Annotated in this window: 25 protein-coding genes and 1 pseudogene; 7 read left to right on the top strand and 19 right to left on the bottom strand. The window is 68.1% G+C overall.

Going from position 1 to position 26,366, the window contains the following annotated elements; translation table 11 throughout:
- Positions 1-16: 16 nt before the first annotated feature.
- From OG538_RS36075 to OG538_RS36065, 3 genes and pseudogenes are all read left to right on the top strand, one after another.
- On the top strand, positions 17-577 hold the full coding sequence (locus OG538_RS36075; RefSeq protein ID WP_406099858.1) for a GNAT family N-acetyltransferase: 561 nt from the start codon (positions 17-19) through the stop codon (positions 575-577).
- A 264-nt stretch (positions 578-841) separates the two neighbouring features.
- A pseudogene (locus tag OG538_RS36070) lies at positions 842-1,105 on the top strand (MMPL family transporter); the annotation flags it as partial.
- Positions 1,106-1,130: 25 nt separating this feature from the next.
- A complete protein-coding gene (locus tag OG538_RS36065; protein WP_406100461.1) occupies positions 1,131-1,430 on the top strand; it encodes a hypothetical protein in 300 nt (99 codons plus the stop codon).
- A 1,141-nt stretch (positions 1,431-2,571) separates the two neighbouring features.
- Here the strand turns inward: OG538_RS36065 and OG538_RS36060 are convergent.
- Entirely contained in the window at positions 2,572-2,916 is a 345-nt protein-coding gene (locus tag OG538_RS36060; RefSeq protein ID WP_406099857.1) for a hypothetical protein, read from the bottom strand.
- Between the two features lie 44 nt (positions 2,917-2,960).
- Here OG538_RS36060 and OG538_RS36055 point away from each other — a divergent pair, with 44 nt between their 5' ends.
- The gene (locus OG538_RS36055; protein ID WP_406100441.1) at positions 2,961-3,518 is read left to right on the top strand and encodes a T3SS effector HopA1 family protein; all 558 of its coding nucleotides are present in this window, start codon (positions 2,961-2,963) and stop codon (positions 3,516-3,518) included.
- Between the two features lie 18 nt (positions 3,519-3,536).
- On the opposite strand, the gene OG538_RS36050 is transcribed toward OG538_RS36055, so the two are convergent.
- Positions 3,537-4,340, bottom strand: a complete 804-nt coding sequence (locus OG538_RS36050; RefSeq protein ID WP_406099856.1) for an MBL fold metallo-hydrolase — start codon at positions 4,338-4,340, stop codon at positions 3,537-3,539.
- 59 nt (positions 4,341-4,399) lie between these two features.
- Entirely contained in the window at positions 4,400-5,572 is a 1,173-nt protein-coding gene (locus tag OG538_RS36045) for an epoxide hydrolase family protein (RefSeq protein WP_406099855.1), read from the bottom strand.
- 103 nt (positions 5,573-5,675) lie between these two features.
- Between OG538_RS36045 and OG538_RS36040 the strand changes: the two genes are divergently transcribed.
- Complete coding sequence (locus OG538_RS36040; RefSeq protein ID WP_406099854.1) at positions 5,676-6,251, top strand: CGNR zinc finger domain-containing protein; 576 nt, start codon at positions 5,676-5,678, stop codon at positions 6,249-6,251.
- A gap of 448 nt (positions 6,252-6,699) precedes the next feature.
- On the opposite strand, the gene OG538_RS36035 is transcribed toward OG538_RS36040, so the two are convergent.
- The 8 genes from OG538_RS36035 to OG538_RS36000 all read right to left on the bottom strand — a co-directional run bounded on the left by OG538_RS36035 (position 6,700) and on the right by OG538_RS36000 (position 12,713).
- Positions 6,700-7,248 (bottom strand): DUF4262 domain-containing protein, encoded by a 549-nt coding sequence (locus tag OG538_RS36035; protein WP_406099853.1) that lies wholly within the window; start codon positions 7,246-7,248, stop codon positions 6,700-6,702.
- A gap of 303 nt (positions 7,249-7,551) precedes the next feature.
- Complete coding sequence (locus OG538_RS36030; RefSeq protein ID WP_406099852.1) at positions 7,552-9,312, bottom strand: hypothetical protein; 1,761 nt, start codon at positions 9,310-9,312, stop codon at positions 7,552-7,554.
- A gap of 232 nt (positions 9,313-9,544) precedes the next feature.
- Complete coding sequence (locus tag OG538_RS36025; RefSeq protein WP_406099851.1) at positions 9,545-9,814, bottom strand: hypothetical protein; 270 nt, start codon at positions 9,812-9,814, stop codon at positions 9,545-9,547.
- Between the two features lie 349 nt (positions 9,815-10,163).
- A complete protein-coding gene (locus OG538_RS36020; RefSeq protein ID WP_406099850.1) occupies positions 10,164-10,520 on the bottom strand; it encodes a hypothetical protein in 357 nt (118 codons plus the stop codon).
- 126 nt (positions 10,521-10,646) lie between these two features.
- Entirely contained in the window at positions 10,647-11,132 is a 486-nt protein-coding gene (locus OG538_RS36015) for a GNAT family N-acetyltransferase (RefSeq protein WP_406100440.1), read from the bottom strand.
- A 17-nt stretch (positions 11,133-11,149) separates the two neighbouring features.
- Positions 11,150-11,569, bottom strand: a complete 420-nt coding sequence (locus OG538_RS36010; protein WP_406099849.1) for an arsenate reductase ArsC — start codon at positions 11,567-11,569, stop codon at positions 11,150-11,152.
- Complete coding sequence (locus tag OG538_RS36005; RefSeq protein WP_406099847.1) at positions 11,569-12,336, bottom strand: aquaporin; 768 nt, start codon at positions 12,334-12,336, stop codon at positions 11,569-11,571. Before OG538_RS36005 ends, OG538_RS36010 begins: the two co-directional genes overlap by 1 nt.
- Positions 12,333-12,713 (bottom strand): ArsR/SmtB family transcription factor, encoded by a 381-nt coding sequence (locus OG538_RS36000; protein WP_406099846.1) that lies wholly within the window; start codon positions 12,711-12,713, stop codon positions 12,333-12,335. Before OG538_RS36000 ends, OG538_RS36005 begins: the two co-directional genes overlap by 4 nt.
- Before the next feature lie 82 nt (positions 12,714-12,795).
- Here OG538_RS36000 and OG538_RS35995 point away from each other — a divergent pair, with 82 nt between their 5' ends.
- Together OG538_RS35995 and OG538_RS35990 are read left to right on the top strand one after the other, a co-directional pair.
- Positions 12,796-13,305, top strand: a complete 510-nt coding sequence (locus OG538_RS35995) for an ArsI/CadI family heavy metal resistance metalloenzyme (RefSeq protein WP_406099845.1) — start codon at positions 12,796-12,798, stop codon at positions 13,303-13,305.
- A gap of 411 nt (positions 13,306-13,716) precedes the next feature.
- On the top strand, positions 13,717-14,184 hold the full coding sequence (locus OG538_RS35990) for a hypothetical protein (protein ID WP_406099844.1): 468 nt from the start codon (positions 13,717-13,719) through the stop codon (positions 14,182-14,184).
- Positions 14,185-14,542: 358 nt separating this feature from the next.
- Here the strand turns inward: OG538_RS35990 and nudC are convergent, their stop codons facing one another.
- The 8 genes from nudC to OG538_RS35950 all read right to left on the bottom strand — a co-directional run bounded on the left by nudC (position 14,543) and on the right by OG538_RS35950 (position 26,350).
- Positions 14,543-15,442: an NAD(+) diphosphatase gene (gene nudC, locus OG538_RS35985; protein WP_406099843.1), complete on the bottom strand. Its 900-nt coding sequence runs from the start codon at positions 15,440-15,442 to the stop codon at positions 14,543-14,545.
- A gap of 151 nt (positions 15,443-15,593) precedes the next feature.
- Positions 15,594-15,860, bottom strand: coding sequence for a hypothetical protein (locus OG538_RS35980; RefSeq protein ID WP_406099841.1), 267 nt, complete (start codon positions 15,858-15,860; stop codon positions 15,594-15,596).
- 94 nt (positions 15,861-15,954) lie between these two features.
- Complete coding sequence (locus OG538_RS35975; RefSeq protein ID WP_406099840.1) at positions 15,955-16,158, bottom strand: hypothetical protein; 204 nt, start codon at positions 16,156-16,158, stop codon at positions 15,955-15,957.
- A gap of 52 nt (positions 16,159-16,210) precedes the next feature.
- On the bottom strand, positions 16,211-16,849 hold the full coding sequence (locus tag OG538_RS35970; RefSeq protein ID WP_406099838.1) for a hypothetical protein: 639 nt from the start codon (positions 16,847-16,849) through the stop codon (positions 16,211-16,213).
- Positions 16,850-16,958: 109 nt separating this feature from the next.
- Positions 16,959-17,366, bottom strand: a complete 408-nt coding sequence (locus OG538_RS35965) for a hypothetical protein (protein ID WP_406099836.1) — start codon at positions 17,364-17,366, stop codon at positions 16,959-16,961.
- Positions 17,367-17,828: 462 nt separating this feature from the next.
- The gene (locus OG538_RS35960) at positions 17,829-18,164 is read right to left on the bottom strand and encodes a hypothetical protein (RefSeq protein ID WP_406099834.1); all 336 of its coding nucleotides are present in this window, start codon (positions 18,162-18,164) and stop codon (positions 17,829-17,831) included.
- Between the two features lie 575 nt (positions 18,165-18,739).
- Complete coding sequence (locus OG538_RS35955) at positions 18,740-23,389, bottom strand: peptidoglycan-binding protein (protein WP_406099832.1); 4,650 nt, start codon at positions 23,387-23,389, stop codon at positions 18,740-18,742.
- 27 nt (positions 23,390-23,416) lie between these two features.
- Complete coding sequence (locus OG538_RS35950) at positions 23,417-26,350, bottom strand: hypothetical protein (RefSeq protein WP_406099831.1); 2,934 nt, start codon at positions 26,348-26,350, stop codon at positions 23,417-23,419.
- Positions 26,351-26,366 lie beyond the last annotated feature (16 nt).

Here is a 26,366-nt window from a genome sequence, read left to right as displayed (position 1 = left end):
TGCCGAAGATCGCGGCATGCCCAACTTCCTGGAGACCCACCGGCTCGTTCTGCGCGCGTTCACGGCGACCGACATCGACCACCTGCTCGCCCTGGACAACGACCCCGAGGTCATGCGCTTCATCAATGGTGGCCGCCCCACAAGTCGGGAGGCGATCGAGACCCGGACCCTCCCGCGGCTCCTGCACGACTACCCGTGCTGGGAGACCCGCGGTTACTGGGCCGCGCAGGAGAAGTCCACCGGCACCTTCCTGGGCTGGTTCGAGTTCCGGCCGTTGGAGGAGCACGGCCCCGCCGTGGTCGAACTCGGTTACCGGTTGAACCAGGCGACATGGGGGCGTGGTTATGCCACCGAGGGGTCCCGGGCCCTGGTCCACAAGGGGTTCGTGGAACTGGAGGTCGAGCGGGTCACCGCAAACACCATGGCCGTCAACACCCGCTCCCGTCGCGTGATGGAGAAGTCGGGCCTGTCCTTCGTCCGGAACTTCACCGGGCACTGGCCGGAGGCGATCGAAGGCTCCGAGCACGGTGAAGTCGAGTACGAACTCACCCGGACCCAGTGGGAGCAGCACCGATAGACATCAGCGGCACCGTCCACAACTCTTGACAATTACTCCAGACCACCAGGGGGCCCGGTCCTGCATCCGGGGCACCCCCAGCGCCCCGAGCCGGCATGTGGTGCGTACGCACCAGGTTGCGGGCATGACTGGTCCGGGTGCACCAGGGGGCGACGGTGGCCGGGGACGATGCCCGGCGGAGCGCCGCAGGGAAGGGTGGGAGGCGCGTGAATCCCACGCAATTCCTTTGCCTGGCGCGCCTAGCGGTGTCTGGAGTGATCAACGGTGGCGACAATTCTTTACCGGATCGGACTGTGGGCCTTCCGGCGGCGCCGGCTCGTGGGCGGTCTCTGGCTCGGTGCCCTGGTGGTGGCTGTGGCCGCCGCGGCCTTGGCGCCGGCCAGTGAGGACGAGGACCTCGCCATGCCCGGCACCGAGTCGCAAGAAGCGTTCGACCTGCTGGACGAGCGCTTCCCGCAGAGCAACTCGCAGGGCGCCGAAGCCCGCTTGGTGTTCCAGGCCCCGGACGGACAGAAGGTAACGGCCAAGGGGCTCGGCCTCGCGTGCGGCGGCCATGACTGTGCGCGAGTACGGCCGGGTCGTTCTCATGGGCGGCGTCGGAATGCTCGGTGGCGACGACCTCGCACTCCCGTACCCATGGATCATGCGCAACTCGATCACCGTGCGTGGGCAGTGGATGTACCCGCGCACAGCCAATGTCGGCATCATCCGGCTCCTCGCCTCGGGCGCTTTGGATCTCTCCCCCGAACGGGTCCGGCCGTTCGGCCTCGATGCCGTCAACGACGCCATCACGTACGCCGCCGTGCACGGTGGCCCGTTCGACCGCACCAGCCTCACCCCATCGGCTGGCTGACGAAGCCCACTGATCCCCACCACGGGGGTCGGCCGGTTACTGCCTCCTGGCGAAGCTGCCAGTTTCGACCTCGGTGAAGATGCCGAGTTTGACCAGGCGTTTCAATGTGGTTCGGGTGCCTTCAACGCTTCGGCAGCAGTTGTGGTCGAGGCTTCGCAGACGTCTTTGGCCCGCAGCAGTCCGGTCGCCTCTGAAGACGGCGAGGATGCGAGGGTAGTCAGGGTGCTCGGGCAGGTCCGGTGGGACAGCCGGAGGACGGTCGGCAAGGCCAGTGACGCATCTCAATCTTGGCAAACAAGAGCCGTGAGAGTTCCAGGCGCGACCCATAGATCACATGGCCCCGCGTCATAGCCGCCCAGTAGGGCCCTGAGTGGTGCTTCTGTCCCCGGTGCCAGCGAAACGCTCGCCCCGGAGTCGCTGAGCCCAGCAGACCGATGAATGATTCGGTCCACGGCAGGTCCTCGACGACCTTGCCGGTTCGGAAGCGGTAGCTGACTGCAACAGCGTGACTATGCAGGGCGTAACCCCCAGCACGGGTGAGCCTTGTGCCAGCACAATGCGCGCCCGCGACGAGAGGGCTGGACAGAAGTCGAGCATCATCGAACTGCCCCGAACCCCGGGAAAGAGCACACCGTCCCGGTGTTCCCCGCGCTGCCGGCGGATGGCACACCACCAAGGAGTCGAGCGGCTCCCGCAGCCGCCGGCCCCGACCACTTCCTCGCCGAAGGTCTGCACGAAGTGCGGTGACGTCATCCACCGCACCCCCATGAGCCGCCACCGCCCGGTCGGCTACTACCAGCGCTGTCGCGACCAGGACTGCCTCGAACGCACGCAACATCCCGCCCATCTCCACGCCGACCACAGCGTCCCCGCAGGGCCTGACTGCGGCTCTCTGCCTGTCCCCCATGGAATCCGCCTCAGCCGCCCGACGATGGTGCTCGCACGCCTGCCGACAGGCCGCCTCCCGAGCACGCAAACTCGGTGAGATCCCCGAGCCGGCGTCTGACCTGCACGTGTCCGCTCTCCCTGAGCCTTGACCGATCTCGCTACTGCTCGCTTGTGGCCGGCCGACCGGAGTCCAGGCTGCGGACAACTGGCCGATCACACAGGGTTCCGGGTCCGGGTGGCTGGTCAGCCAGCGTCAGCTGGGGTCGCTGACGAACAGCGGATCAAGCGGATCGCCCTCGTATCCGACGACGAGGCAAGCCACGGCGACGGGACCTCGGGAGAGCTCCACGAGCCGGGCCAGGGATGCCGCCTCGGACGGCAGTCCGGCCGGATCCAGGCCGAGCGCCCGGGCCGCGCAGTCGCGTTGCCGGTCGAGGTCGGGCATGTCCTCCCGGTACTCGTCGGCGACCGCCTGGAGTTCTCCAGCTGTCCGTCCGGGAGCATCACGCCACCACGGTGCCACCAGACACAGCCGCACCAGCTCTGGCAGTCCGAGGGCGAGCGGCCCGGCCTCGCCGTCGAGGCTGACGTACACCACGGGGCGTTCCTCTCCGCCCTCGCCGACGAAGCAGAACGCGTCACCTGAGGCCGCCCGCGCAAACTGCTCCAGCCCGACTCCAGAGGCAAGCCGGACCCCGTCTTCCAGCTCTTGGCCGGCGGGGTCCGTCGCGTCGAGATCGGAGGAGGGCATCGTGCGGTGAGAGATGGGACCAACCCTCGCAGGCCGCGCACCAGGCCAAGGCGCTGTCCCTCCCCTCCGCCCATCCTCGTCGTGACGGCCTCGTGGTGTATCTGGGGCACGGTTCGTGGCACCACTGCCACGACGTCGCGGAGGTGGCCAGGGCCGGTCGGACACAGGAGCCGACACCTCCGTCTTCGCACGGCGACTCGCCTCCCGTGCCGCCATCGCGTGGGAGCCCGACGACGCCCGCCCGCAGATGCGGGCCTGAGTTTCGGTCAGCACCGGGCCGCCGTCCTGGCACGAGTTCCGGTCGGGGCGGGGCAGCGGCACCTCTGCCGGCACGAGCGGCCGAAGCCCTGCGCGAAGCACGGATCGACCCGCTCGCCCCGTACCGGAACACGGACTCACCCCGTGAGGAGGCGCCCCTGCCGAGCGACTGCGCGTGCTCGCGGAAGTGACCGGCCCCGGCGGGTGGGTCAGTGGACGATGAACGGCTCGGTCAGGTGCGGGGTCGCGAGGTAAAGGGTGTCGGCGGCCGGGCTGTGGAGCACCCGTTGCCTTGAGGTTCTTGCCTGCTCATGATCCATCTCGTGAGCGTAGGCGACTTCGGGGTGCAGTAGCTGCATCGCGTGCACGAGCAGGTCACCGGTAACGGCGACCAGTTCGCGCCCGGACGCGACAAGCACGCTCTGGTGGCCGGGTGTGTGACCGGGCGTGGCGAACACGCGCTCACCGCTGCGCAGCAGGGTGTCACCGTCGAGCAGCCGAAGCTGATCGGTCTTGCAGAGAGGTTCGATCACCTTGGACCGCAGCTGCGGGTTGACTTCCTCGAGCGCGTCAAGTTCAGCCTGCTGCAACAGGTACTGGGCGTTCGGGAAGAACGGCCGCGCTTGCTCGCCGCCGACGACAGCCCAGCCCACGTGGTCGGTGTGCAGGTGCGTGAGCACCACGGTGTCCACGTCGGAGGGTTCGATACCCGCGGCAGCCAGTGAAGCCGGGAGCACCCCGGGCACGGGTGCCCAGGAGGCCGCCGGGCTGTCGGCCGGGCCGATCCCCGTATCGACCAGAGTCACACCCTGATCGCTGCGGATCGCGAACGCGCGGAACTGGAGCAGCCAGCGCCCGTCGGTGCCGAGCGCGCCGGGATCGAACTGGTCGGCCGCCGCCCACTGCTCGGTGGTGGCGTCGGGGAACGCCTCGGACCTGGGGGCGAAGAAGGGGCCCGCGCCGTCGGCCAGCGCGATAACGGTGTACGGGCCGACCTGAAGAGAATGGGGCATTCTACAGATCATGCCACCGGCGGGCGGCCCGCGCCACGAGTGCCGGCACCCAGTCGCGTTCACCGATTGGCGGCCAGTACTGCCGCGAGGCCTTCTCGCAGATCCTTGACGAAATACTCGGGAACCTCCAGCGACGGGAAATGTCCCCCGTTTTCGGGCAACGTCCAACGGACGATCTGTCGGTACCGCTCCTGTGCCCAGGGGCGCGGACACTTCTCGGTGTCGCGGGGATACATAGTGAGTGCTGACGGGACGTCGACCCGAAGTTCGGGGTCGAGCGAGTTGTGGCTTTCGTAGTAGATGCGGGCCGCCGATGCGCCGGTCCGTGTCAGCCAATACAGGGTGACGTCGTCGAGAACGCGGTCTCTGGAAATCGTCTCGAACGGGCTGTCTTCGGTGTCTGACCACTCGGCGAACTTGTCAAGGATCCAGGCAAGAAGCCCGACCGGTGAGTCGACGAGCGAGTAGCCGATGGTCTGCGGTCGGGTCGCCTGTTGCTTCGCGTATGCCGCGTGGTGGCGCCAGAAATCGCGGGTTTCCTCGGTCCATTTGCGCTCGGCCGCCGTCAGCCCGTCCGTTGTCAACCCGGGCGGTGCCTCCGCGAACGTTGTGTGGATGCCAAGAACGTGCGCCGGGAACCTGCCGCCGAGAACCGTGGTGATATTACCGCCCCAGTCGCCGCCGTGGGCTGCGAACTTGCTGTAGCCGAGCCTTCCCATCAGTTCCACCCACGCGGCCGCGATCTTTTCGTTTCCCCACCCGGTGGTGGCCGGCTTGTCGCTGTAACCAAAACCTGGCAGCGACGGGACCACGACGTGGAACGCCGGCGCGTCCGCATCTTTCGGATCTGCCAGCTCGTCCACTACGTCGATGAACCGAGCAATGCTGTCTGGCCAGCCGTGCGTCAAGATCAGAGGAGTGGCATCTGCGCGCACGGATCGGCGGTGCAGGAAATGGATTCCCAGATCATCAATGGTCGTGCGGAACTGGCCGATCCGGTTAAGGCGCTCTTCGAACCACCGCCAGTTGTACCCGGTGCGCCAGTAGTTCACGACATCGACGAGGTCGGCGAGAGGAACGCCCTGCTCCCATCGGCGAGGGTCGGGCGCGGCGCGATAGACCGTCTCGGCCTCCGGTAGCCGCGCCGCGGCCAGTCGCGCGCGCAGATCGTCGAGGTCAGCGTCAGTTGCGTGGGCTTCGAATGCTTGCACGTCGCTGGTTGGACGGGGCATGAGACCTCCTGGCCATCGCGGAACCGGTTGCGAACTATCGCGAACCGGCTAAGACGGTTCTAGCGTGTCTTCATACCTGCGTGCAACCGGCTAAGGTGGTTCCATGCGTGCTGCGTTCCCTGACTTCCGCCTCGGTAACGTGCTGGCGACCAGCTTCACGGGGACTCTGTCGGAGCGTCATGGCGACGCCGTGGAGCGCATCCCCACGCCGCACCGACTCATCGACTGGCTGGTAGTGAACGGCCTCGCCGTGGACTCCTGCACCACTGCACAGCTCGACCTCGCTCGGGAACTGAGGGAGTCGATTCACGCCGCCGCGACAGCGGCCGCGATCCAGGCCGCTCTTCCTGCATCTGCTGTACAGGTCATCAATGACTGCAGCGCTCAGGGTCAGGCCGCGGCGATCCTGACGGCCGAGGGTAACCGGCAATGGCGGCTCAGCTCGCCTTCCTGCGTGGAAGATGCTCTCAGCGTGGTCGCCGCCGACGCGATCAGCATCATCGCAGGCGAACGAGTCGGAAAACTGGCCTTGTGCGCATCACCAACCTGCCTGGCCGCCTTCTTCGACACCAGTCAAAGTCGCACCCGCAAATGGTGCGACATGAACACGTGCGGGAATCGTCGAAAGAAAGCGCGCTTCAATGCCAACCAGCGCAAAACCCCCAGATCGGCAGAGTGATCGTTACCTCGGTACACCCTGACGGTCGCGGTGGCGTGTGGCCACTCGCGGCCCTTGCAGGACAGCTGGTGGATGCCATTCCGGGACCTATGCAGCCGCTCGTGGACGCGATCGGCGACTGGTGGCCTAACTCAGTCGCAGTGGAGCCGGTCCCGGCGGCGGAGGCCCGCCGGGACTAAGGGCTGTCCCGCAATTCCTGGCGGGCGCACGACAGCTACGGCACCTCGCCGCGTTGTCGAAACCTCCGAATACGTCCAGTGTGCGGGCGCCTCTCCGCCTTGCGATGCACCGCATCCGACGCCGCGCGCTGATCCACCAGGAATTGTGGGACAGCCCTTGGGCGCTGTTTCTCGGATTTCCTGATGCGAGGGCTCCGCGAGTGGCAGCAGGATATGCGACGGTCAGTAGCTTTCGCGACGGTGTTGCTCCATCGCTGGTCGGCGCGGGGTCATAGTTCGGTCGTCCAGACCCCAACAGGGTGCTCAGCCGGTGGCAGCCACAACTGAGGCTGCGACTCCCGATGCCTCTCCTCAGCCTGTTCTTCCCAGTGAAAGCGGCCATCCGCGTCGGGCCACGCAATCTGCAGCACAGGGAAAGGAGGCCGCCGGTAGAACCCGATGGCCTGCCCGAAGAAGGTCCGGTACCAGCGAAGGTCGACCTGCGTGAGCGCGACTTGGTGACCGTCTACAACGTCAGGATGCCTCTGGCCATCGTTCAGTGCAGCGCCCGCGGCGGACTTCGCTCCGAGCCTGTTGAGCATGCGGTGCATGGCGTGAACATCGAGTCCGAACATGGCGAGTTCGGGCGCGCCGTGAGTGTGCGCGAGGCCGATCGTGTAGACGAATCCCGGACCGATGTCGTCCTCGGGCACCATCACGACGTGCCATCCGTGCTGCTGCACATTCTCGATGATCGTCAGATCCGCGCGGTCCGCTTCGTCCAGGTCACCGTAGTCATGACACAGCACACAGCGGCACTGGAACGGATCATCGGTCATGTGCGGAGGCTACGAGGTGAGCGTTCGAGTCCGGCAGCCGGGGTCCCCGACCATCCTCTCAATCGAACAGCATCGTCACCTCAGGCGACCTCCCCAAGATCTGTGCCAGAACCCACTACTGGACATTACTGCTCGATAAAGCCACTCCGGGCCGGCCACGGTCCGCTTGTGGGTCAGCGGGCGCAGCACTGCTTGGTCCTCGGTGTCGTTCGGGTACCGGGCGGACAGATGGGCGGTCATGGCAGCAGCGGACCCGTGGAAGAGCGCTTCGCGAAGGCAGCGCCTTCCTGTCTGATGCCGTCTTCAGTCCCGCTTGAGTACCCCGCTCAGTCCTGCTGCTACTGCCGTGGTCAGGACCCATCCGGCGCCGGAGAGCAGCCACGACCAGTACAGGGCGCTGCCCGTGGGCAACCAGGCCTTCTGCTGTCCGAGGTCGATGATCGGGAGCAAGACGTCGAGGGAATAGGCAACCGAGTGAAAGGCCGGGGCGGGCTTGCTTGCAGCGGTCATGTGGGAGGGGTGGGCGTCGCTGAAGACGGCGGTGCCGAGGGCAAGCAGGGCGAGCAGCCATAGGGCGGCCAGCCAGGTTCGGTAGCCGTAGCCGACGGTCAGATAGAGCAGCCAGTTGACCAGCCTTCCGACTGGATTGAGCGTACGGCGCCGGCGGCGTTGCTTGTGGATGGCCACAAGGCGTGCGGCGTCCTCCTGGCCGGCTTGGCGGTAGGCGGCGGCGAGTTGGTCGTAGGGCTGCGGTACATAGCCGCCCGGTTGCCGCTCCAGCCAGCTCAGCCTCTCCCGAACCGAGGCGTGCTCGTTGATGAGCGTTGTGTAGGTCAGTCCGCGAAGGTCGAGCCTGTCGGGCCAGGTCGCGGGGTCGTCATGGAGAGTTCCGACCTTCGCGTGACTGAGATCGACGAGCCCGTCCGGTGAGCGTCGGGGAAGCAGGTACAGGGCCGGGGTGTCGAGTCGCTCGAAATCGAGAGCGAGGCTGCCGGGGTTGCTGAAGGAAGCGTCGCGCAGGTCCACCCGCGTGCCGATCCGTGCGCCGTACAGGCTGAATTCACCTCGCACGGTGAGTCCCTGACGGCCCGAGACCTGGCGGTCCACAGAGAGCCAGCCGCCCTCCAGCGCAGATCCGCCCGGGTTGTCGAGTTCGGCTCGATCGAGGATGAGCGTCCCGAGGCGTGCTCCTCGCAGGTCGATGCCTCCGAGCGAGGAGAAGCCATGGCTGAGCCGCATCTCCTGCGCCACCTCCAGGTCGGAACCGAAAAGTGCCCAGTCATCCACGCTGGCGATGCCGGCCCCGGTGAAGATGAGCGAGCCGCCTATGCCCGCGCCGACCAGGTTGATGCTGCCTTCGGCCAAAACCCCGTCGCCTGTCACGCTCTGAGTCACGCGCAACTGGTCGGCGGCGAGAGCCACGCCCGAGGGGTTGGTCAACCGCGCGCCGGTCAGGACGAGGTCTCCCCCGACTTGGGCGCCGGTGATACAGACTTCACCGCGGGCGGTGAAGCCCGTATCCAGGCGCATGTGGTGATCGACGGTGAGCCGTGCGGCATCCAGCGCGGTCGCGCCGGGGTTGTCGAGGCGGGCCCCGGCCAGAGACAGCACACCGCCCACCCGAGCACGGGCCAGTTTGACCTCTCCGTGGGCTGTGAATCCGTGCTCCAGCGCGAGGTCTGCCTGGACGCACAGGTTTTCGGCGTCCAGGCCGGGCAGGTGACAGCCGGTCATGCGGATCAGAGGGACGGTGGCGTGGGAGAGGGCGACTGGCTCGTCCAGCCAGCAGTCCGTGAGCAGCAGCCAGCGGCTCAGTGTGGCACCTTCGAGGTCGAGCGACCCGGTGACCCGCGCGCCGGCCAATCGGACCGGAGTGCGCACGTCGGTGTCCAAGAGCAGTTGGGCGATGACCTCAGCCCGCACTGTGCGCTCCGGTGACCACGACGCACCGCGGCCAGGGGCGTCCGTCTCCGCGTCGCCGACCCGCAGGTCTGCGGCCTGACCACGGGCCGCCGCACTCACCACCCGCTGCTCGGCTGCCGTCAGATCGTCGGCGGTCAGCATCGTCCCCCCAAGGCATCGGCTAACGAACCCTGATGAGCCTATCCATCCCCGCCGGGCGAAATCCGCTTATGCCCATGACGGCCTCCGCCCCTACGCCGGAGTGGGCCACGACTACGTTGACCTCGTCGGAGGCCCCTTGGACGGCCTCCTGTTCAGAAGGCGTTGCCGCGCCAGTCCTCACATCCCGGGATGGCCAAGGCGCGGGTTCCTCCTCGGCGCGGCCACCGGGCCCTTACACACCGTGGTTCGTGATCAACGGCGCCTCAACGGTGATGCGCTCCTCGAGGGTGAAGCTGGTGACGTTCAGGACCTTCGCTGCCTTCGACTTCGGCTTCCAGGGCCGCTTCCAGACTGGCTGACACCCCATGGGCTCATCAGGCTCTGGCTTATGGTCATCGTTGAGCGCGGCAGCCATCTTTGCGCGGGTCGCGTGTGCCATCTTTGCGCGGGCCGCGTGGACGAGTGCGTCGTCGGGGTCGGGGTGTTCGTCCGGGGTACTCATGCGACTCCTCCCCTGGCCCGGCACGGTGTGCGTTGGGTGTCGGGTGGCTGGATGTGCGGCGGCGGACACATAGCCGGGCGGGCAGTGGCCGGGCGGCGTGGGTGACTGCGCGCTCCCGCTTGCGGCCTAGAGCCTTGCGGCCGGCTGAGCGGCGGCTTCGAAGGTCCGGCGGGTCTGCTCCACCATGCCGACGCCGGTCTCCGACTCCAGGAGGCGGCCGTCCTTCCGGCCGGTGCGGAACGGCCGCGGGTGCGTCCTTGAGGAAGCAGGCACGGCGACGGCGCACGGTCGGGGGCGAGAGCACAGGCGGTCCGCACGACGCACCGCGTGGACCCGGGCGGCCACGGCGTCAGCGGCGAGACGGGCCCGCTCGTACGCCGAGGCGGCCCCGCTGGCGGGTCAACGGGCGCAGCATGGCCTGGCCCTCGGTGTCGTGCGGGTACATGGCGGACAGGTCGGCGGTCATCGTCCGGCGGCTGGTCAGCCGCAAGGAGCAGTTGACGGTCCTTGCGCGTGCCCAGCCAGGTCTTCCAGTGCGCACGCTCTTCGATGTAGTAGTTGCAGAGCGGGCGTGAGCGATGTCGTTCGCCCACTTCAGCTCGGCGTTCACCTTCTTCAACGTCTTGAGCTGGGCGGACTCCTCGGTGGTCGTGCACGGCGGCAGCCACCCAGAGTCGACCCCGTCCTGCTCCGCCCAGTTCCGCAACGTCTCAGCCGAACCAATGCCCAGCTTCTGCGCGGCCGCCTTCAACGCGGCCGTTTGATTCGGGTAGTCACCGCGAACTTCTCTGTCAAGTTCAGCGTGTTGATGTGAAGTAGCCCGCCTTGCAGCTCAGGCGATGGCTGGGCTGCGGCGTTCGATCAGGACCACGTCGCGCCACTGGCCGTTGTGCTGACCGATGCGCTCTCGGGTCCCGATCACCCGGAAGCCGGCCCGCTGATGCAAGGCGAGGCTGGTGGTGTTCTCGGGGAAGACGCCGGACTGGATCGTCCAGATGCCGGCAGCCTCGGTGGAGGCGATCAGAGCGGTCAACAGCGCCAGGCCAATACCGCGGCCGCGGGCGTCCGTGTGGACGTAGACGGAGTGCTCGACGACGCCGGCGTACGCGCACCGGTCTGAGACCGGCACCACGACGGCCCATCCCAGCACCTGGTCGCCGTCGAGGGCGACCAGGCGGTGGTTGGGCAGCTTGGCGTTGTCGAACGTCTCCCAGGTCGGGGCGGTTGTCTCGAAGGTGGCGTTGCCTTCGTCGATGCCGCGCTGGTAGATCGCCAGGACCTGCTCGGCGTGCTCCGGCCCCATGGGCGTGATGCGCATGCCGGTGTCGGGGGCCGTCACGCCGCGGGCTCGATGCCGAGTTCGGTGAGCAGGCCGCGGATGCGCCGCTCGATCTCGTCGCGGATCGGGCGGACGGCCGCGACGCCCTGCCCGGCCGGATCTTCGAGCTTCCAGTCGAGGTAGCGCTTGCCGGGGAAGTAGGGGCAGGCGTCGCCGCAGCCCATGGTGATCACCACGTCCGAGGACTGCACCGCCTCGGTGGTGAGGACCTTCGGGGTCTCGGCGGAGATGTCGATGCCGACCTCGACCAGAGCCTCCACGACGGCGGGGTTCACGGTGTCGGCGGGGGCGGATCCGGCGGAACGGACGTGGACGCGAGTACCGCCGAGGTGGGTGAGGAAGGCGGCGGCCATCTGGGAGCGGCCGGCGTTGTGCACGCAGACGAACAGCACGGACGGGGTGGACGAGGTGCTCATCAGGCCAGGGCGCTTTCTTCGGTGGAACGGGCGGTGGGCTGCTGCCCGGCGTGGGGGGCGATGACCTCGTCTTCACTCGCGGCGGCAGGGCGGCCGAAGCAGACGGTGACCAGGCAGAGACCGGCGGTGGCGCCGAGCAGCTGGGCGGCGAGGAAGGGCATCACGGAGGTGGGGGCGATGCCGGTGAAGGTGTCGGTGAACGCCCGGCCGATGGTGACGGCGGGGTTGGCGAAGGAGGTGGAGGAGGTGAACCAGTACGCCGCGCCGATGTAGGAGGCGACCAGCAGCGGCGCGAGGTGCGCGCGGCCGACGCGGGCCAGGCCGAAGATGAGCCAGACCAGTCCGGCGGTGGCCACGACCTCCGCGAGCCATAGGTGCCCGGCCCACCGTTCGTGGGTGGAGAAGGCGGCCAGCGGTTTGCCGAACATGGCGTCGGCCAGCACCGCGCCGGCGATCGCCCCGGCGACTTGGGCGGGCAGGTACGCGGCGACGTCGCGCAGGGCGGGGCCGTCGCCGGTGCGCCGGCCGGTGAACCAGGCGGCCAGGGTGACCGCGGGGTTGAAGTGCGCTCCGGACACCGGGCCCAGGAACGCGATGAGCACGCCCAGGCCGAAGACCGTGGCGAGTGAGTTGGCCAGCAGCTGCGTGCCGACGTCGTGGGTCAGTTCGGTGGCCTGGATCCCGGAGCCGACCACCACCGCGACCAGCGCGGCCGTCCCCAGCCCCTCGACCGCCGCCCGCCGCAGCAGCGGCGCGGACGCGCTCACGCCGGGGCCTGCGCGGGTACGCCGGGGATCTCCAGCAGGGCGGACAGCTTCGCCAGCGCCTCGGGGAGCACCCAGTAGTACACCCAGGTCCCGCGCCGCTCGGAGCCGACCAGCCCGGCCTCGCGCAGCACCTTCAGGTGGTGGGAGATCGTCGGCTGGGACACGTCGAAGGGGCCGATGAGGTCGCACACGCAAGCCTCGCCGCCCTCGTGGGAGGCGATCAGGGACAGCAGCCGCAGCCGGATCGGGTCCGACAGCGCCTTGAACATTCGCGACAGCTCAACCGCGGCCTCCTCGCCGAGCGGCTCGCGGACCATCGGCGCGCAGCACGCGACGTCGTCCTGTCCGAGCACCGGCAGACCAGATTGTTTCGACATTCCTCAATATTGACAGCCGTCGATCCCGGTGGCAAGGTCGACTGTATCGACAGGCGTCGAAACAAACCGTTGGGAGACCGTCATGTCCCGTGTCCAGCTCGCCCTGCGCGTCGCCGACCTCGAAGCCTCGATCGCCTTCTACTCAAAACTTTTCGGCACCGAGCCCGCCAAGCGGCGCGAGGGCTACGCCAACTTCGCCGTCACCGAGCCCCTGCTCAAGCTCGTCCTCATCGAGGGCGAGGCCGGCGAGGACACCCGCCTGGACCACCTCGGTGTCGAGGTGGCCAGCACCGAGGACGTCACCGCCGCCACGACCCGGCTCAAGGACGCGGGCCTGGCCACGTTCGAGGAGAACGACACCTCCTGCTGCTACGCCCTCCAGGACAAGGTGTGGGTCACCGGCCCCGGCAAGGAGCCGTGGGAGGTCTACGTGGTCAAGGCCGGCGCCGACACCCTGGGCAAGAGCGCCGAAGGCGCCCCGGACGCCTGCTGCGGCACCACCGCCTGCTGCACTCCCGAGGAGCAGGCCCTCGACTCCTCTCAGACCCCCGTCGCGGCGAAGGCGGCCGCCGGGTGTGCCTGCGGCAGCTGACCGGCTACCTGACCGGCGGCGTCTGCGCCGGCAGCACGCGCACGACCGCATGGCGGTCGACGAGTTGCCGGCGCAGGCCACTGTTCTCTGCCGTGGCCTGGTGAAGGCGCCCACCAGAGCCTCGACGTCGGCCTTGAGCTGCGCGATCTCTTCGGCGTCGGCCGACCGGAGTTCCTTGAGCTTGCGGACCTGCCGGCGCAGCCGGCGCTCGCTGTCCGGCGTTCCGCCCCGGGCCCGGACCTTGTCGTAGAACTCCGACTTCAGGTCGGTGTGCCGCTGGGTGAGCGCGTTGCGCGGGACGCCGGCCTCCACGGCGAGGGCGACGATCGTCAGCGCTCCGTTCGCGTGCTGCGGTGTCGGCTCCTGAAGGGTGATGCGGTCGTGTTCGTGCCGGTCGGCTAAGCCCAGAAGGTGTTCGGCGCGGCGGCCGAGCCGGTCGGCGAGCGGATCAGGCAGGGCCTCGGAGGCGGCCTGCTTCTCCAGCGCCTGCGCGTGCTGGCGAAGCTGGTCGGCGTGCTGGTCGGTGCGGGCGATGTTCGCGCAGGCCGGCTGGCAACGATCGAGCCGCGGGGCATCGGTGATGTCGAGGCGGTGGCACAGGGCCCGGTCGCGGTTGTAGACGCACATCAGGAAGGCGCGCGGGTTGTCGTAGACGGTCAGGGCGGGGTTCGCCAGGATGTCGCGGGCCTGGCGGTGGGTGCGGATCGAGCCGGCGAACGTCGGTGCCTGGGCGGCGGCGTGGATCGCGCGCCGGGCGGCCGGCCCGGAGATGCCCGCCTCGTGGGTGATGTCGTCGTGGACGGTGGTGAGGGTGTCGGCGGTGGCCCGGGCGGTCTCGATGTCGAGCAGTTCGTGGATGCCGTCGCGGCTCCGGGCTAATGGTGGAGTCGGGTATTGGAACTCTCCGAATGCCTCGGCCCCGAGGTTATCGTGGGTTGCTGTAAGCCGTAAGGGCTGTAAGGCAGTTGTAAGGCATGCGGTTGTACGCTGGTCCCCGTCGCTGCGGTTTTCACTCCGCAGTTCAGTCGGCGGGTGCGCAGGCCCTCTGACCAGGGCGGCAAAGAGTTTCGATCGAGACTCTTCGTCAGACATATGTCCAAACCTGCGAGCGGGCTGCCCTCATGCCTTACAGCGCCCCATGGCCTCTGAGCTGCGCTTTTGGCTACTCAACCCCAGATAACGGACGCAGGCGGTGGCCGAGTTGAAGCAGAAGATGAGCGAGGCACACCGCATCGGTTCAGTCTGTGTCGGCCAGCCACTGGTCGATGAGCGCCTTGCCAATCGAATCGACCCGGTACGGGCCGCCGAGAGCAGCGTCCGCCAGCCGCGCGCGCAGTTCCGCGGCCGTGAACCAGCGTGCCTCCACCACTTCCACGTTGTCCACATCGATCGCGTCGGAAAGGGCCTCGGCGCGAAACCCGATCATCACCCCGGCCGGGAACGGCCACCCCTGGGAACCCTGGTAGGTCACCGCACCCACGGTGACGCCGGCTTCCTCCCGCACCTCGCGGCGCACCGTGTCCTCGAAGCTCTCGCCGATCTCGACGAACCCGGCTAGGGTGCTGAAGCGGTTCGGGCCGGATGCCGCATGGCGGCCGAGCAGGCAGCGCCGGGGCGTGCCCGGAAGCTCGACCAGCACGATCACGGCCGGTTCGATCCGCGGGAACAGCAGCTTCCCACAGTTCTGGCAGGTCCGCAGGTGGCCACCATTGCAGGACCGGGCCGGGCCCCCGCAGGCGCCACAAAACCGCTGATTGCGGTTCCAGTGCAGAACTCCCCGCGCGTACGCCAGCAGACCCGCTTCGTCCGGCGTGATGGTGGGAACCATCGCCCGCACGTCCAGCATCCTGTCCGCGCCGGCCAGCTCGACGGCGCTCTCCCGTTCGAGCCCGGACACATCAGCCGCGAACACCGCCCTCTCGCCTTCGAGGCCGAGCAGCACCCGGTCGCCGGCCGCGACGAGGATGTCCCTCGCCTGGGCCAAGGGCAGCCGCAACGGCGTTTCGTTTCGCACCAGGCACTGGTCCTGCCACAGGGGAATGACCTGGGTACTGGCCCTGGTCAGCAGTGCCTCGATCCAGTCCGAGTCTCCCCGCCGATCAACGACACGGTCGAGCCCCAACCCGCTGTAGTACACCGCTCCTCCTGGATCACAGTGTCCGCCTGTCCTCGACACTAGCGGATACGTCCGCCGAAACCCTCCGCAGCTAGAACTTGCCTAACATGCCTTACCGGATCACATCTGGGATGAACTGGCTCGATGGCTTGACAACACTAGATAACCACCGTCACATCCCTCGGTCAGGTCCGTGCCAGGGAACGGGGCGATCGTCCGGACTCATGGGCAGGTGTTCGAGATTGACCGGACCGGGGTAGAAATACGTTCCATTGGGATGGATGACTTCCTCGCCAATGAGGTGCCGGTAGAGCCACTCGGCGAAGCTCATGGCATGCTCCCAGGACCCGCCTTCGTCCCGGTCGTGTACCACCACGCTCCAGTCGGGCGTCCGTGGGCTGCGGCTGAGGAAGGCGTGGAAGCCGAAGTCGGTCGACAAGGCAGGAATCAGAACTCCGCCAGCACCGGTCTCCGGGTGCGGAAGGCCGTCCCAGTCGGCATCGCGGAAGGCTTGCTCAGTCTCCCGGATGTCCTTAAGAAGGTTCCAACGTGTGGTCGCCGGGTGCTTGAAATAGGCTGTTGACCGTGATCGGCGCGTACTCGTCGATGAACTCCTTGTAGTCGCTGGGGAGTTCTGTGCCGACCTCCGACTCAAGACGCGCCCAGCTTTCGGGATCGGCGAAGCGTCGGCCTCCCGGCCCAAGCATCGTGAAGACGGCAGACAGATGGTCGGTCATGGGTTGCACCTCTCGTTCGGTGTAGGAATCGCGGCAAGATCAACGTGGCTCTTCACGTCGTTAGCCCCGGAGGGATTGTTGTTCTTGGGTGCTGGCCATCGGGAACCTCGTTGGTCTGGGCTTCGCCCGCCGGAGTGGGGGCACGGCGGCTGACCTCGGCGGCGTAGGCGGCCCAGTCGCCGGCCGATGCCTTCTGCCACTGGACGGCGACCTGGATGTGGACGCCCAGCATCCGGGCAAGGATGGCGGCGGGGACCTCGGTGGCGAGGGTGAACAGGGCGGTGGAGCGGTCCTGGCGCGGCTGGAGGCCGATCTTCTGGAGGCGGAGGCCGAGCCGGTCGTCACCGATGGGCTGTCCGGGACGGCCGCCGGGGAATAGCCACGGCGCGTCGTCGGGGGCGCCGCTCCTGGCCTTGCCGCGCCGGGTGGCGATGAGGTCGCGCACCAGGCCGGCCAGCGGTTCGGGGAGGACGACAGGTGAGGTGCCGAACGTGATCCCGACCTTGTCGTTGTCGAGGTGGACGTCGTCGACCGTCAGGCGGCTGATGGTGGCGATCTGCTGGGCATAGAGGACCAGCAGCAGGCCGGCGACTCGATCCGAGGTCGCCAGCGTGTCGTCGTGCAGGAGGCGCCTTGCGTCGGCCCAGCGCTTCTCGCTGTCGATCGTCCCGCAGGGTCCTGTCCAGCGCACGGTGCCGTAGGTGAGTCCCTTGGCATGCCGGTGCTGGACGGACCACCGGACGAAGTGGCTGGTCTCGTCCCGGTAGGTGGCCTTGGGGTCGGCAATCCATCGCTCCAGGTCAACCTGGGTGCACGTGCCCAGCGTGAGAGCGCTGTCGGACAGCCAGTCGAGGAAGTTCGCTGCTGCGGTGACGTGGCAGCGTACGTTCAGCGCCTAGGTGCGTGGTGTGCTCCTGGCCGAGGCGTCGCCGGAGTCGACGTAGGTGGTGCCAGACCGCGTAGCCGTGCAGGATCCGGCGCTCGGTGAGATCGGTGCGTGCTTGGAGCGCCGAGGTGATCCACTGGTCCAGGGCGACCAGCCGCTCGTCGCGAGGCGGCAAGGCGCCGGTGGCGACCAGGACGCTGCGGAGATGTGCGAGGACCTTGCTCGCCGGCAACTCGTCGAGCGTGTCGTGGGTGACGGGCCGTTCGTCACGGCCTATCTGCCGGAGCAGGCCGCCGACCTTCGAGCCCGATAGCCAGAACATGGTGCTTGTGGGGCGTTCGGCTCCGGACAGTGCCTTGTAGAGAGGGACGAGGTCCTGCCGGATCGTGCCCGTGTTGCCGGCCAGGAGGTCGCGTACTTGCCGGTCGAGCGCGCATCGCTGGCAGGGACGGGTGCTGAGCTGCCAGGTGGTGCGGCTGAGGTCAGCTGGTCCACATCCTGAGGTACCTGATCCAGCCCGCTGAGGAACCTGGCGAAGGGTCGCACCGTGTACCAGGTTGCCTCGCTGCTCTCCGCGCTGTCCCAGCCCCCGCCAGGGGTGCACTTGGCGGCGAAGAGCACGGCCAGCGACTGTGCCACGGCCTTGGGACGAGGAGGGTGCCGAAGTCGTAGCGGCGCGCCCGCCCCTGCTGATCCCGGTGCGTCACCACCACAGCTTCGTGCTCCAGCGCCATCGGCCGCTGGTGCGGCCCATTCGGCAGAGCAGCCGCGTGGCCACGGCGGCTCACCGCGGCACCAGCTTGTCGTCCAGGTCCTGGATGCCCTCGCCCTCCTGGGCCAGCCGCGCGAACACCGACGTCAGCTGTCCTTCGGAGACCGGACCGTCTTCGGGCTGGAAGTCGGCGAGCAGCGACCGTAGTTGTAGGTCCGCGACCGGAGCGAGGTAGATGTGCTTCGTGGTCTCCAGCTGGGCGTGTCCGAGCAGGTCCTGCACCATCCGCCACGGATCTCCGTACAGGAGCCGGAAGTCCCGCCGCTCCTGCGGTGTCAGGCCCATGCGCCGGTCCATGACGTGGTTGAGGACCACGAGCATCACCAGCGCGAAGCTGTGCCGGGCCATCTGAGGGGTGCAAAACGGCGGCTCGCTCGTCACCGGCGCCAGGACGCTCTCGCACCGCTCGTTCGCTGTGCGGAACACACCTGGCACAGATACCGGCCCAGTACCTCATCGACCTGTCAGTCCGGAGAAAGAAGAATCGGATCCCCAGGATGAATCCCAACGCGATCCTCACGAGCACCCAGGTCCTCCCACCCACCGAGAACAGGTACCCGAGCCGCAGACACCTGGCGGTCCTCCGGTACCCAGAACGTACGCCACCCCAGCACGCATCCACCCCTGCTCGATCCGCTTCAACACACAGATCCAACAGGGAAGACGACCTCAGCGATCAGGCACCCTCGCTACACTCTCCACTATCGACATCCACCCGGGCAGATCCGACAACTGCGGCACTGCAGAACCGCCTGGGATCCTCTGAGCATGGCGACGACAGTGGGGCTGACGATCGACTGTTCCGATCCGCGGAGCATGGTGACCTTCTGGGTCGAGACTCTGGGCCACACGCCTGAGCCGTCTCACGGACCGTGCTCGCTCGGCTCGCCCAGGCCACAGAGCCGGCCACTCGTGCCAAGGGATCAGCCGTGTCGAAACCCGCCGCCGTGATCACCGGGCCCGCCATGCCCCTCGTGCCCGCCGTGATCACCGGGCCCGAAATGCCCCTCGTGGCCGCCATGATCGTCATGCCCGTCGTGTCCGCCAGGCCCGTCGTGGCCGCCATGATCGTCATGCCCGTCGTGCCGCTCGTCCGGTTCAGCGCTCCCCGGTGAGAGGTTGACGGTGTCGCAGTAGACGACCGGCCCCGGGGTCGTGGGCGGGGTGGGGCCGTCGGCTCGGATGCCCTCGGTCTCGACGACCACCAGTCGCAGCGGCCCCCCGCGTCGCACGGGCGGTACCGGAATCTGACCCGTGTAGAAGGGCGTCCGGGAGGACTCCGCGTCGATCGAGGTGAGTACAGCGGCGGTGTCCTCGAGCGTCACCCAGCCAAGGTCCTCGTCGGCGACGGCGCTGTTCCGGCGCTGCAACGCTGCTGTGATCTGCGGCGCCGGCGACCCGGTGGGGTCCCAGGAGGGGCCGGTGACGCTGACCGACAGCGACTCGCCGGGCGTGACCAGCAATTCCCGGTCGGGCAGAGTGCGCACCAGGTCGGCGAGGACGACCTGGGAGATCTCGGCTCCGGGGATCGAATCCGGCTGGTAGCGGACCAGGGCGAGCCGGACGAAGGGCAGGCAGGCGTCCCCGGTGTCGATGTCCAGGTCGCAGAACCAGCGGCCACCCTTCTCGCTCGTTTCGTCCATCTCGCCCGTGTCGAACTGTGGGGTGAAGCCGACGACCGTCACATCAAGCGCGCCTGAAGGCGTGTGGAGGGCCAGTTTCCCGGACTGCCGTACCGAGTTGGTGAACATGTCCGCGGTCGGGGCGACGACCGGCGCGGAACGGTGGATCGGGTCACGACCCATCAGGGTGACCCAGGCATCCCGTACAGAAGTCGGGTCTCCGCCCGGAGGCTCACCGAGGACCACGCCGAGCAGCTCACCATCTCCGGAGGAGAACCAGGGACGGTCGAGGAAGACCCGGATGCCGCCGCCTCGCCGGCGGTGGACTATGGCGCCGGGCGGTCCGTCGACATGCTTCAGGCGCTCCAGGGACAGGGTGGGTACGCAGTACAGCAGTCGTGGTGCAGCGGGCGACGCGCTGCTCGGCACCGAGTATTCCTTCGCCTCCCCCCGTACGGTCAGCGCGTTCTGGCCGGGCGCGGAGAACTGCGCAGGGAAGCAGTCGCCGAACCTGCTGCCGGCCACCGGGCGGTAGCTCACCTTCCGGTGTTTGGTATCGCCGAACTCGTGCTTCGGAGGTACGGGAGGGATCCTGAGCGCCTGCGCCCTCGCTCTTTCCTCGACCGTCGTGGCCGCTTCCTCGAGTGCCTTCACCTCGTCCGCGGCCGTCATTGCCCGTTCTTCGGCCGCCTTGGTGCTGAAGGTCAGGATGCCGTCGCGGAGAATGGCGGGTTCGGTTCCGGGGGCGCCTTCCCGGCTCACCCTCGCCGTCAGCAGATCGAACACCGGGACGGCCATGTCCCGGGTGTCGCGGCCCGAGGGCCCGGAGTCCGTCACCTCGGTCCATTCCGCGACCAGATCGATCCGGTCCGTACTGTCCTCGTCCAGCGCGAAGGAGCCGGCGAGGTGCTCGGCCGTCGCGTTGAGGCCACGCGGCGCCGCCACCGGCGACAGGGTCAATACGGGTGCCTTCAAAGGCTGTTGAGCGGCGTGGACGAGCGTCAGTTCCTGGCAGGGGGTGAACATCCAGTGTCGGCCGGCCGCGGCCATTCCCAGCGCGTGGTCGGTTCTCCGCTGCTCGGCCGCCTTCCTTTCCACCGCCTCCGCCTCCGTCTCCGTCGCGAGCCCCGGGGCCGGGGCCGGCGCCTCCCGGCACCACGAGGCCATGCCCATGACCTTTTCGTCGAAGTCGATGGCGGAGCACAGCCGGACGGTCGCGACGGCACCTCTCGGCAGCGACACCGTCAGTACCCGGGCATCCTCGTCGAAGCGAGGCGGCTCGGTCCCTTCGGCCAGCCTCAGCCGGAAGGACCTGGGGCGGTGCCAGACATCACCGCCCCAGGGGACCGTGAAGGGCTTGCCTGCGGGCATTCCCGGCAGGTCGAAGAAGACCGCTCCCGTGCCGAGCGGGTCGGGAAGATAGGGCACGTCAACCTGCGTGCCCGTGTGCAGGGCGGTCACCGCAGGGTTTCCGGGGTCCGCCGCCGGTGACGGGATCGGCTCCAGTCGCACATCCGGCAGGGCCGGATCGTTCAGTGAGCCGCTCTCCCGTCTGGCGAGCTCGTAGACCGCGTCCTGGGCCCGCTGATCGGTGGAACCGATGGCCTCGTCGAGCAGTCCGTGCCACTCGACGCACCGCAGCGAAGCCTTGGGCGCCACCACATGGCGCTCGTCCACCTCCTGGTACGGGAGGTGCCCTTCCTCGGTGACCAGTCGCGACCGGTTGAAGTCCGCAGCGTACTGCTCCGCCGTCCTGCCCGTGGCCTGGCCTTCAGCGCCTGCGTGATCACCGGCTCCCCCGGGCCCGGTGGCGCAGTCGACCGCGAAGCCGCTCTTGCGGCCGAGTTCGGTGAGGGACTCACAGCCGGGGCTCCCGTCGGCGTCGCTCCCCTCGAACCCCTGCACACCTTGCTCGGCGGCGTAGGCGGCCTTGGTCCGGTCGCCGAAGACACCGTCAGCGCCACCCGGAAGGCTGTGTCCCTGGGCGATGAGGGCCTTCTGGACGATGCGGACATCGTCATTGGTCTTGCCGATCCGGACTTCGGCCAGCACGACCGTCACCTGATTCTCCGGGAGGCCGGACGGAGGGGCCGGAGGCGGCCCGGACCCGGGGCTGCTGCGGATCACCATCCGGAAGGCCGAGGTGCCTTCCGCGAGCGGCAGTCTGGGAGCCACGGCCGGCGCCGGGACAGCCTCGTACCTCTGGAACGTCAGCGGCCCGTCACCAGGGAGGGCCAGATCCTGCTGGTCCATCAGGGCATCGGCTTCCGCCAGCGTGGGGCCGTTGCCCGCCAGGTCGACCGTCCGCAGCCGCACCCGGTACTGGTGGCCGAACCGCAGCCTGGGCAGCGAGCCGGGCCGCACCTTGGACGTGATCTCCAGCGGCAGTGCCGTCATCGCCTTGTTGCTGACCTCCACCGGCTGATTGGGGGGCCGGTGTGCCTCGGTTGATCCCTCATCGGTGTCCAGCACCAGGCCGGGGCGGGGCGCGGACAGTGCCCATCCTTCCCAGGTGGCCAGCGGCTCGGGTATGTAGGGCTTGTCGTCGCCCATCCCGGGTGGCAGCGAGATCAGGTTCGCCTGGAAAAAACCCTCGTCGGAGGCCGTGAAGAGGAGTGACCCGCCGTCCGGCCGCCGGTACTCGACGTCTCGCTCGTGCAGCGAGAACCAGCGCTGCCGTTCCTCGTCCCAGATGTCCATCCGGTGGCCGCGGACCAGGTCCTCGGCGACCAGCTTGGGGGCGGGCGGGAGCGGCGGTGCGGCGCCAGGGGTCTGCGGGTCCCGCGCCACTGACTTCGCGTCCGCGAGCACCTGGGTGAAGGCCTTGTCGTGGTCGACCGCCCGATTCAGTTCTTCCTTGAGGATCTCCTTGCGCTGATCCCTGACCAGCGAGATCCCATGGGTCCGCACCGGGGACAGCCCCTTGGCGTCCGAGGAGCCCGGCGTCCTGATGTGCGCGGCGATCTCCATCGCGGCGCCGTCGATGTCGGCCTGCTCGAGGGAGAAGTCCTTCTCGGGCAGCGCCAGCACGCCTCGGGCCGGCGACGCCAGCGGGTCGGCGGCCGTGCGGGACTTGGCCCCTGGGACAAGGACGTGGCGGTCCGGGAGGAAGACATAGAACGTGTGGGGGCACACGTCGTGCGAGTTTGCGTGCGGGTCGGCCCAGCTGGGAACGACGGTCAGGAACCGTTCGCCCGAGGAGACGGGCAGCCGGTCGGCCGGCAGGAGGAAGTCCAGGACCAGTCCGAGGCGACGGAGCAGCTTCGGGTGGTCGCCGAGTGAGGTGAGCATCTGATGGAAGTCGGGATGCGACAACTCCGTCGGCGGCGCCGGGGACGTTTCCTCGTCGGCGGCGATCGTGGGCGCCTCGGGGAGCGTGTGGAAGGCGTTCAGTGCGGCCAGGGCCTCAGGCATGGCACCTGCACCCTGCCCCGCGGCCACGCCCTCGACGTCCGGTGAGACAAGACTGAGCGAGCGCATCACGTTCCCGGTCACGGGCGCCTTCTCGGGTGACATCTTTGCCGCCTCGGCGTAGGTACGCCGGGTCAATCGGCTGACTTCCCTGGCCGGGTAGGTGTGGCCGTCATCCATGTTCATGCTCTTGAAGACGAACAACGCGAGCGGAGTGTCCTCGGTGAAGAGCTTCTTCCACAGGTCGGCGTCGGGGGCCGGTCCTTGCGGGTCGAGTCGGCCCGTGAAGGACGTGGACACCGCGGAATCGTCCTCCCCGGTGGCGAACTCGAACGTTGCCGCCTTGACCCTTTCCGGCCAGGTGACGAAGTCGGGAAAGTTACCGAGCGTGCTGAGGGTCTGCTGGTCGGACGCGTCTCCCTGAGGCTGGTCGGTCGTGGTCAGCCGGGGGGCGATGAACACCGACACCCGGAGCTGGGTGCCGTCGTCCGAGAACCCGGCGGGGAGAACGGTCCAGTTGATGTGCTGTTCGAATGGCATCGTCGTCTCCCACGGGGTTGGCAGGTCTCACGGGGCGAACGCCGGGCAGTACTCGTGCCAGTGGCGTGGCAGGACGCAGTCGGCGAAGGTGGGGTCGGCCGGCGCGCCGGAGAAACTGCGTTCAAGCTCCAGCGAGACGGACTTGCTGAAGAAGGCGATCCGCACGCTGACCGTGAGGGTGCCCCTGCCCCGGACCACCGACTCGCGACCATGCTTCTCGTACGTGAGCTCGAGATAGAACTCGACGGACACCGTGATGATGCCCAGTACGCACAGAAATCCGTTGCAGCGCAGGTATCCGCTCAGGGAGACCCTGTCGGCGGCTTTGTCGAACTCGAAGCGGATGCCCGCCATGACCGACACACCACCGCTGGCGACTCCGAGGTTCAGGGCCGCGCTGCCGCCGAACTCTATGGCGCCCTCGATCTGTTGGACGCCTGTCGCATCGACCAGCATGGAGAAGTAGCCGCCGCCACCGAACAGGGAGACGCTGACGTTGAAGGGATGCGACCGCTCGGAGACCGAGAAGCGGAACGAGACCGGTTTGCCGTCGAACGGGATCACCAGCTCGGCACCCAGCGCGACGTTCGACAGGGTGAAGACGCCGACGCCGATGGCCGGAAGCGCGAGTTCGTAGCCCGCGCGGATTCCGCTGGGCTGTACCTCGACGTAGGCACCGCCGCCGAAACCGTCGGCGGGCAGGGCGCTGCGCAGGCTGTTGATGAACTCCAACTCGTTGCTGAACTTCAGTTCCAGGCCGCTGGCCGTCACGTCGGGCTTCTTTCCCGGCCCGGTCCTGAACTTCAGGTCGGCGATCTCCACCCGAGCCATTCCACCGAAGTTCAGCGCGAAGTCGGTCAGTCGCCCCTCCACAGTGGCCTTGTCGACGGCCTCTTTCGAGCGGACGGTCCGGGCGTCCAGGGTCAGCACGGCATGGGACACGTCGAGGACATCCTTCGAGTCGTCCCCCGGCTGCACGTCCCGCTCTCCCAGGGCGGTCTTCCACACGTAGCGCAGTTCCTTGCCTTGCCCGTCCGCCAGGTCACGGATACGGAGCACGGGTGCCGGCAGCAGGCCATTGGGCGCGCGAAGGAGGGCCTCGATCTGGTCGTCGCCGAGTTGCCGCAGCGTGCCGAGGCTGTCCTTGGCGATGCTCTGCAGGTACCGGCCGAGATCGATGAAACCGAGCAGCTTCGCACCGCCGAAGGCCGCTTTGATGTCTGCGAGGGGAAGCGCGTCGACGACGTCCCCGGCGGTTCCTGTCTTGAATACGTCCGGGATGACACCCGCCTGGCTGGTGATCAGTTTGACCGCGGCGTTGGGGCTGGCGACTCCGCCGGCCTTCTCCGCCCCGAAGGTGAGGCTGACCGCCTCGTCCAGGCTCAGGTACGCACCCGCCGGATGCTTCTCCATGCTCTGCCGGAGGAAGGTCTCGTTGAATGTCACCGCGAGATATCCGGCGTTCGGGGTGAACTGCTCGACGGCGGGGACGCGGACCTCCGCAGCGGATACATGGGGCAGGCCGACCCGGGGGCGGCCCGCCGGGCCCGTGACCCCCAGCCCGAAGGTCAGCTTGCCGACCGCGTGGCTCGTGCTGCCGAGGGCTCCGTCGGGCGGCTGTGCCATGGCCATGACCTGGCCGCCCATCGACCGGTTCATGCGGGTCATCAGCTTCTGGTCGGTCGCGTTCGGGGTGGTCGTGTGGAGGTCCCCCGCATACAGCTCCTTCAACTGCGCTTCCTGTTCGGCCTGCGTCAGGCTGTCGGGAACGAACACCAGCGGCATGGTGAAGCTGATCTTCCGATTCTCGTGATCCGTACCGATCACGGTGAACTCGTAGTCGTCGCCGGAGCTTTGAACCACCCAGAGAGCATCGTGGTCAGACACTGGCTCGTGAAGCGGTGGGGTGACACGGTCGGTGATGCGCAGTGCGCGGAAGGGCATTTCGCGTCCTCCGTGCGTGAAACCGGTCCCCGGTCCGTACTGGACCTCTGGTTGCTTGACGACGACGCGGTCCTCTCGTTGCAGGTAGGCGACGATTCCGTCGTTCGGGCGCGCGACGAACAGTCGTCTGAGTTCCGAGACGAGCAGGGCTTCATGCCCGGTGGACAAATGGCCGCGGCTGACGACGCGTATGTACTGGTCCCGCCCCAGCCCGGTGATGTGGTCGTACGTCACCAGGTCCGGGGCGCGTTTCCCGAGGTTCTGGAGCTGGCCCCGGGCGGTCGGCGACAGGGGCTCCCAGGCACCGCGCAGGTGGGCGGAAGCGCCCATAGGGGTCATGATGAACTGCTCGGCCTGCAACGGTGCGCTGGGGACTTCGATGGGCAGGCTGCCGCCCGGTCCGGACAGTTCGGCCCGGCTGGTGAGGGTGACGATGTCCTCCAGTTTCTCGATGGTCAGCGGGTTGTTCGCGGTCAGTCCACTGCGGTCGGCGACCGTCGCGAAAGCCCGTAGCAACACCTCGCCGTCGCGTGCACCGTGCAGCCGGGTGTGCCACAACGCGGTGCGTCCGTCGACCTGTTGGGGTTCCTGTCGGCCCACCCAGTCCACAGGCTCGTCGTAGGTGATCAGCAGTCGGGCCGGGAATTCGATAACACTTCTGGGGATGCCCTGGAAGACCGTGGACCCTGCCGTGTCCGGGCTCCGCAGACCCGTCGGCACCGTCATCGGCACCAGACGCGCCCAGTTGAGCAACGAGGTCAGCGACAGCTCCAGGCCGTCGATGTCGGCGGGCACCGAGAAGGCCAACTGGGTCGAGCCCGCGGTCACGGCCCCCATGGGGCCGAGTGTGGTGGCGCCGGTGGCTACCTGCGGGGGGACTTCTTCCAGCACATGCTGCGGTGGCAGCCCGACGAGGATGAGCGTGGGCGCACCGGGGTCCCGCCGTACGAGGCGGCGGCCGTCGAATCGCAGGTTGACCAGCCCAATGTCGACGACGAGCATGTCGGCTGGCCGCACCACCCGAAACGGTCCG

It is taken from the genome of Streptomyces sp. NBC_01013 (genome assembly GCF_045162765.1).
Classification (GTDB): domain Bacteria; phylum Actinomycetota; class Actinomycetes; order Streptomycetales; family Streptomycetaceae; genus Streptomyces.
Note: the sequence above shows the minus strand (reverse complement) of the source record. Positions and strands in the feature narration are given on the sequence as shown.

Excerpts from the sequence above, each read along its gene's own strand:
- OG538_RS36075 (WP_406099858.1), top strand. The coding sequence starts at position 17 with ATGCCCAACTTCCTGGAGACCCACCGGCTCGTTCTGCGCGCGTTCACG.
- OG538_RS36065 (WP_406100461.1), top strand. The coding sequence starts at position 1,131 with ATGACTGTGCGCGAGTACGGCCGGGTCGTTCTCATGGGCGGCGTCGGA.
- OG538_RS36050 (WP_406099856.1), bottom strand. The coding sequence starts at position 4,340 with ATGCCCCATTCTCTTCAGGTCGGCCCGTACACCGTTATCGCGCTGGCC.
- OG538_RS36045 (WP_406099855.1), bottom strand. The coding sequence starts at position 5,572 with ATGCCCCGTCCAACCAGCGACGTGCAAGCATTCGAAGCCCACGCAACT.
- OG538_RS36040 (WP_406099854.1), top strand. The coding sequence starts at position 5,676 with ATGCGTGCTGCGTTCCCTGACTTCCGCCTCGGTAACGTGCTGGCGACC.
- OG538_RS36035 (WP_406099853.1), bottom strand. The coding sequence starts at position 7,248 with ATGACCGATGATCCGTTCCAGTGCCGCTGTGTGCTGTGTCATGACTAC.
- OG538_RS36030 (WP_406099852.1), bottom strand. The coding sequence starts at position 9,312 with ATGCTGACCGCCGACGATCTGACGGCAGCCGAGCAGCGGGTGGTGAGT.
- OG538_RS36025 (WP_406099851.1), bottom strand. The coding sequence starts at position 9,814 with ATGAGTACCCCGGACGAACACCCCGACCCCGACGACGCACTCGTCCAC.
- OG538_RS36015 (WP_406100440.1), bottom strand. The coding sequence starts at position 11,132 with ATGCGCATCACGCCCATGGGGCCGGAGCACGCCGAGCAGGTCCTGGCG.
- OG538_RS36010 (WP_406099849.1), bottom strand. The coding sequence starts at position 11,569 with ATGAGCACCTCGTCCACCCCGTCCGTGCTGTTCGTCTGCGTGCACAAC.
- OG538_RS36000 (WP_406099846.1), bottom strand. The coding sequence starts at position 12,713 with ATGTCGAAACAATCTGGTCTGCCGGTGCTCGGACAGGACGACGTCGCG.
- OG538_RS35995 (WP_406099845.1), top strand. The coding sequence starts at position 12,796 with ATGTCCCGTGTCCAGCTCGCCCTGCGCGTCGCCGACCTCGAAGCCTCG.
- OG538_RS35975 (WP_406099840.1), bottom strand. The coding sequence starts at position 16,158 with ATGACCGACCATCTGTCTGCCGTCTTCACGATGCTTGGGCCGGGAGGC.
- OG538_RS35965 (WP_406099836.1), bottom strand. The coding sequence starts at position 17,366 with ATGTTCTGGCTATCGGGCTCGAAGGTCGGCGGCCTGCTCCGGCAGATA.
- OG538_RS35960 (WP_406099834.1), bottom strand. The coding sequence starts at position 18,164 with ATGGCCCGGCACAGCTTCGCGCTGGTGATGCTCGTGGTCCTCAACCAC.
- OG538_RS35955 (WP_406099832.1), bottom strand. The coding sequence starts at position 23,389 with ATGCCATTCGAACAGCACATCAACTGGACCGTTCTCCCCGCCGGGTTC.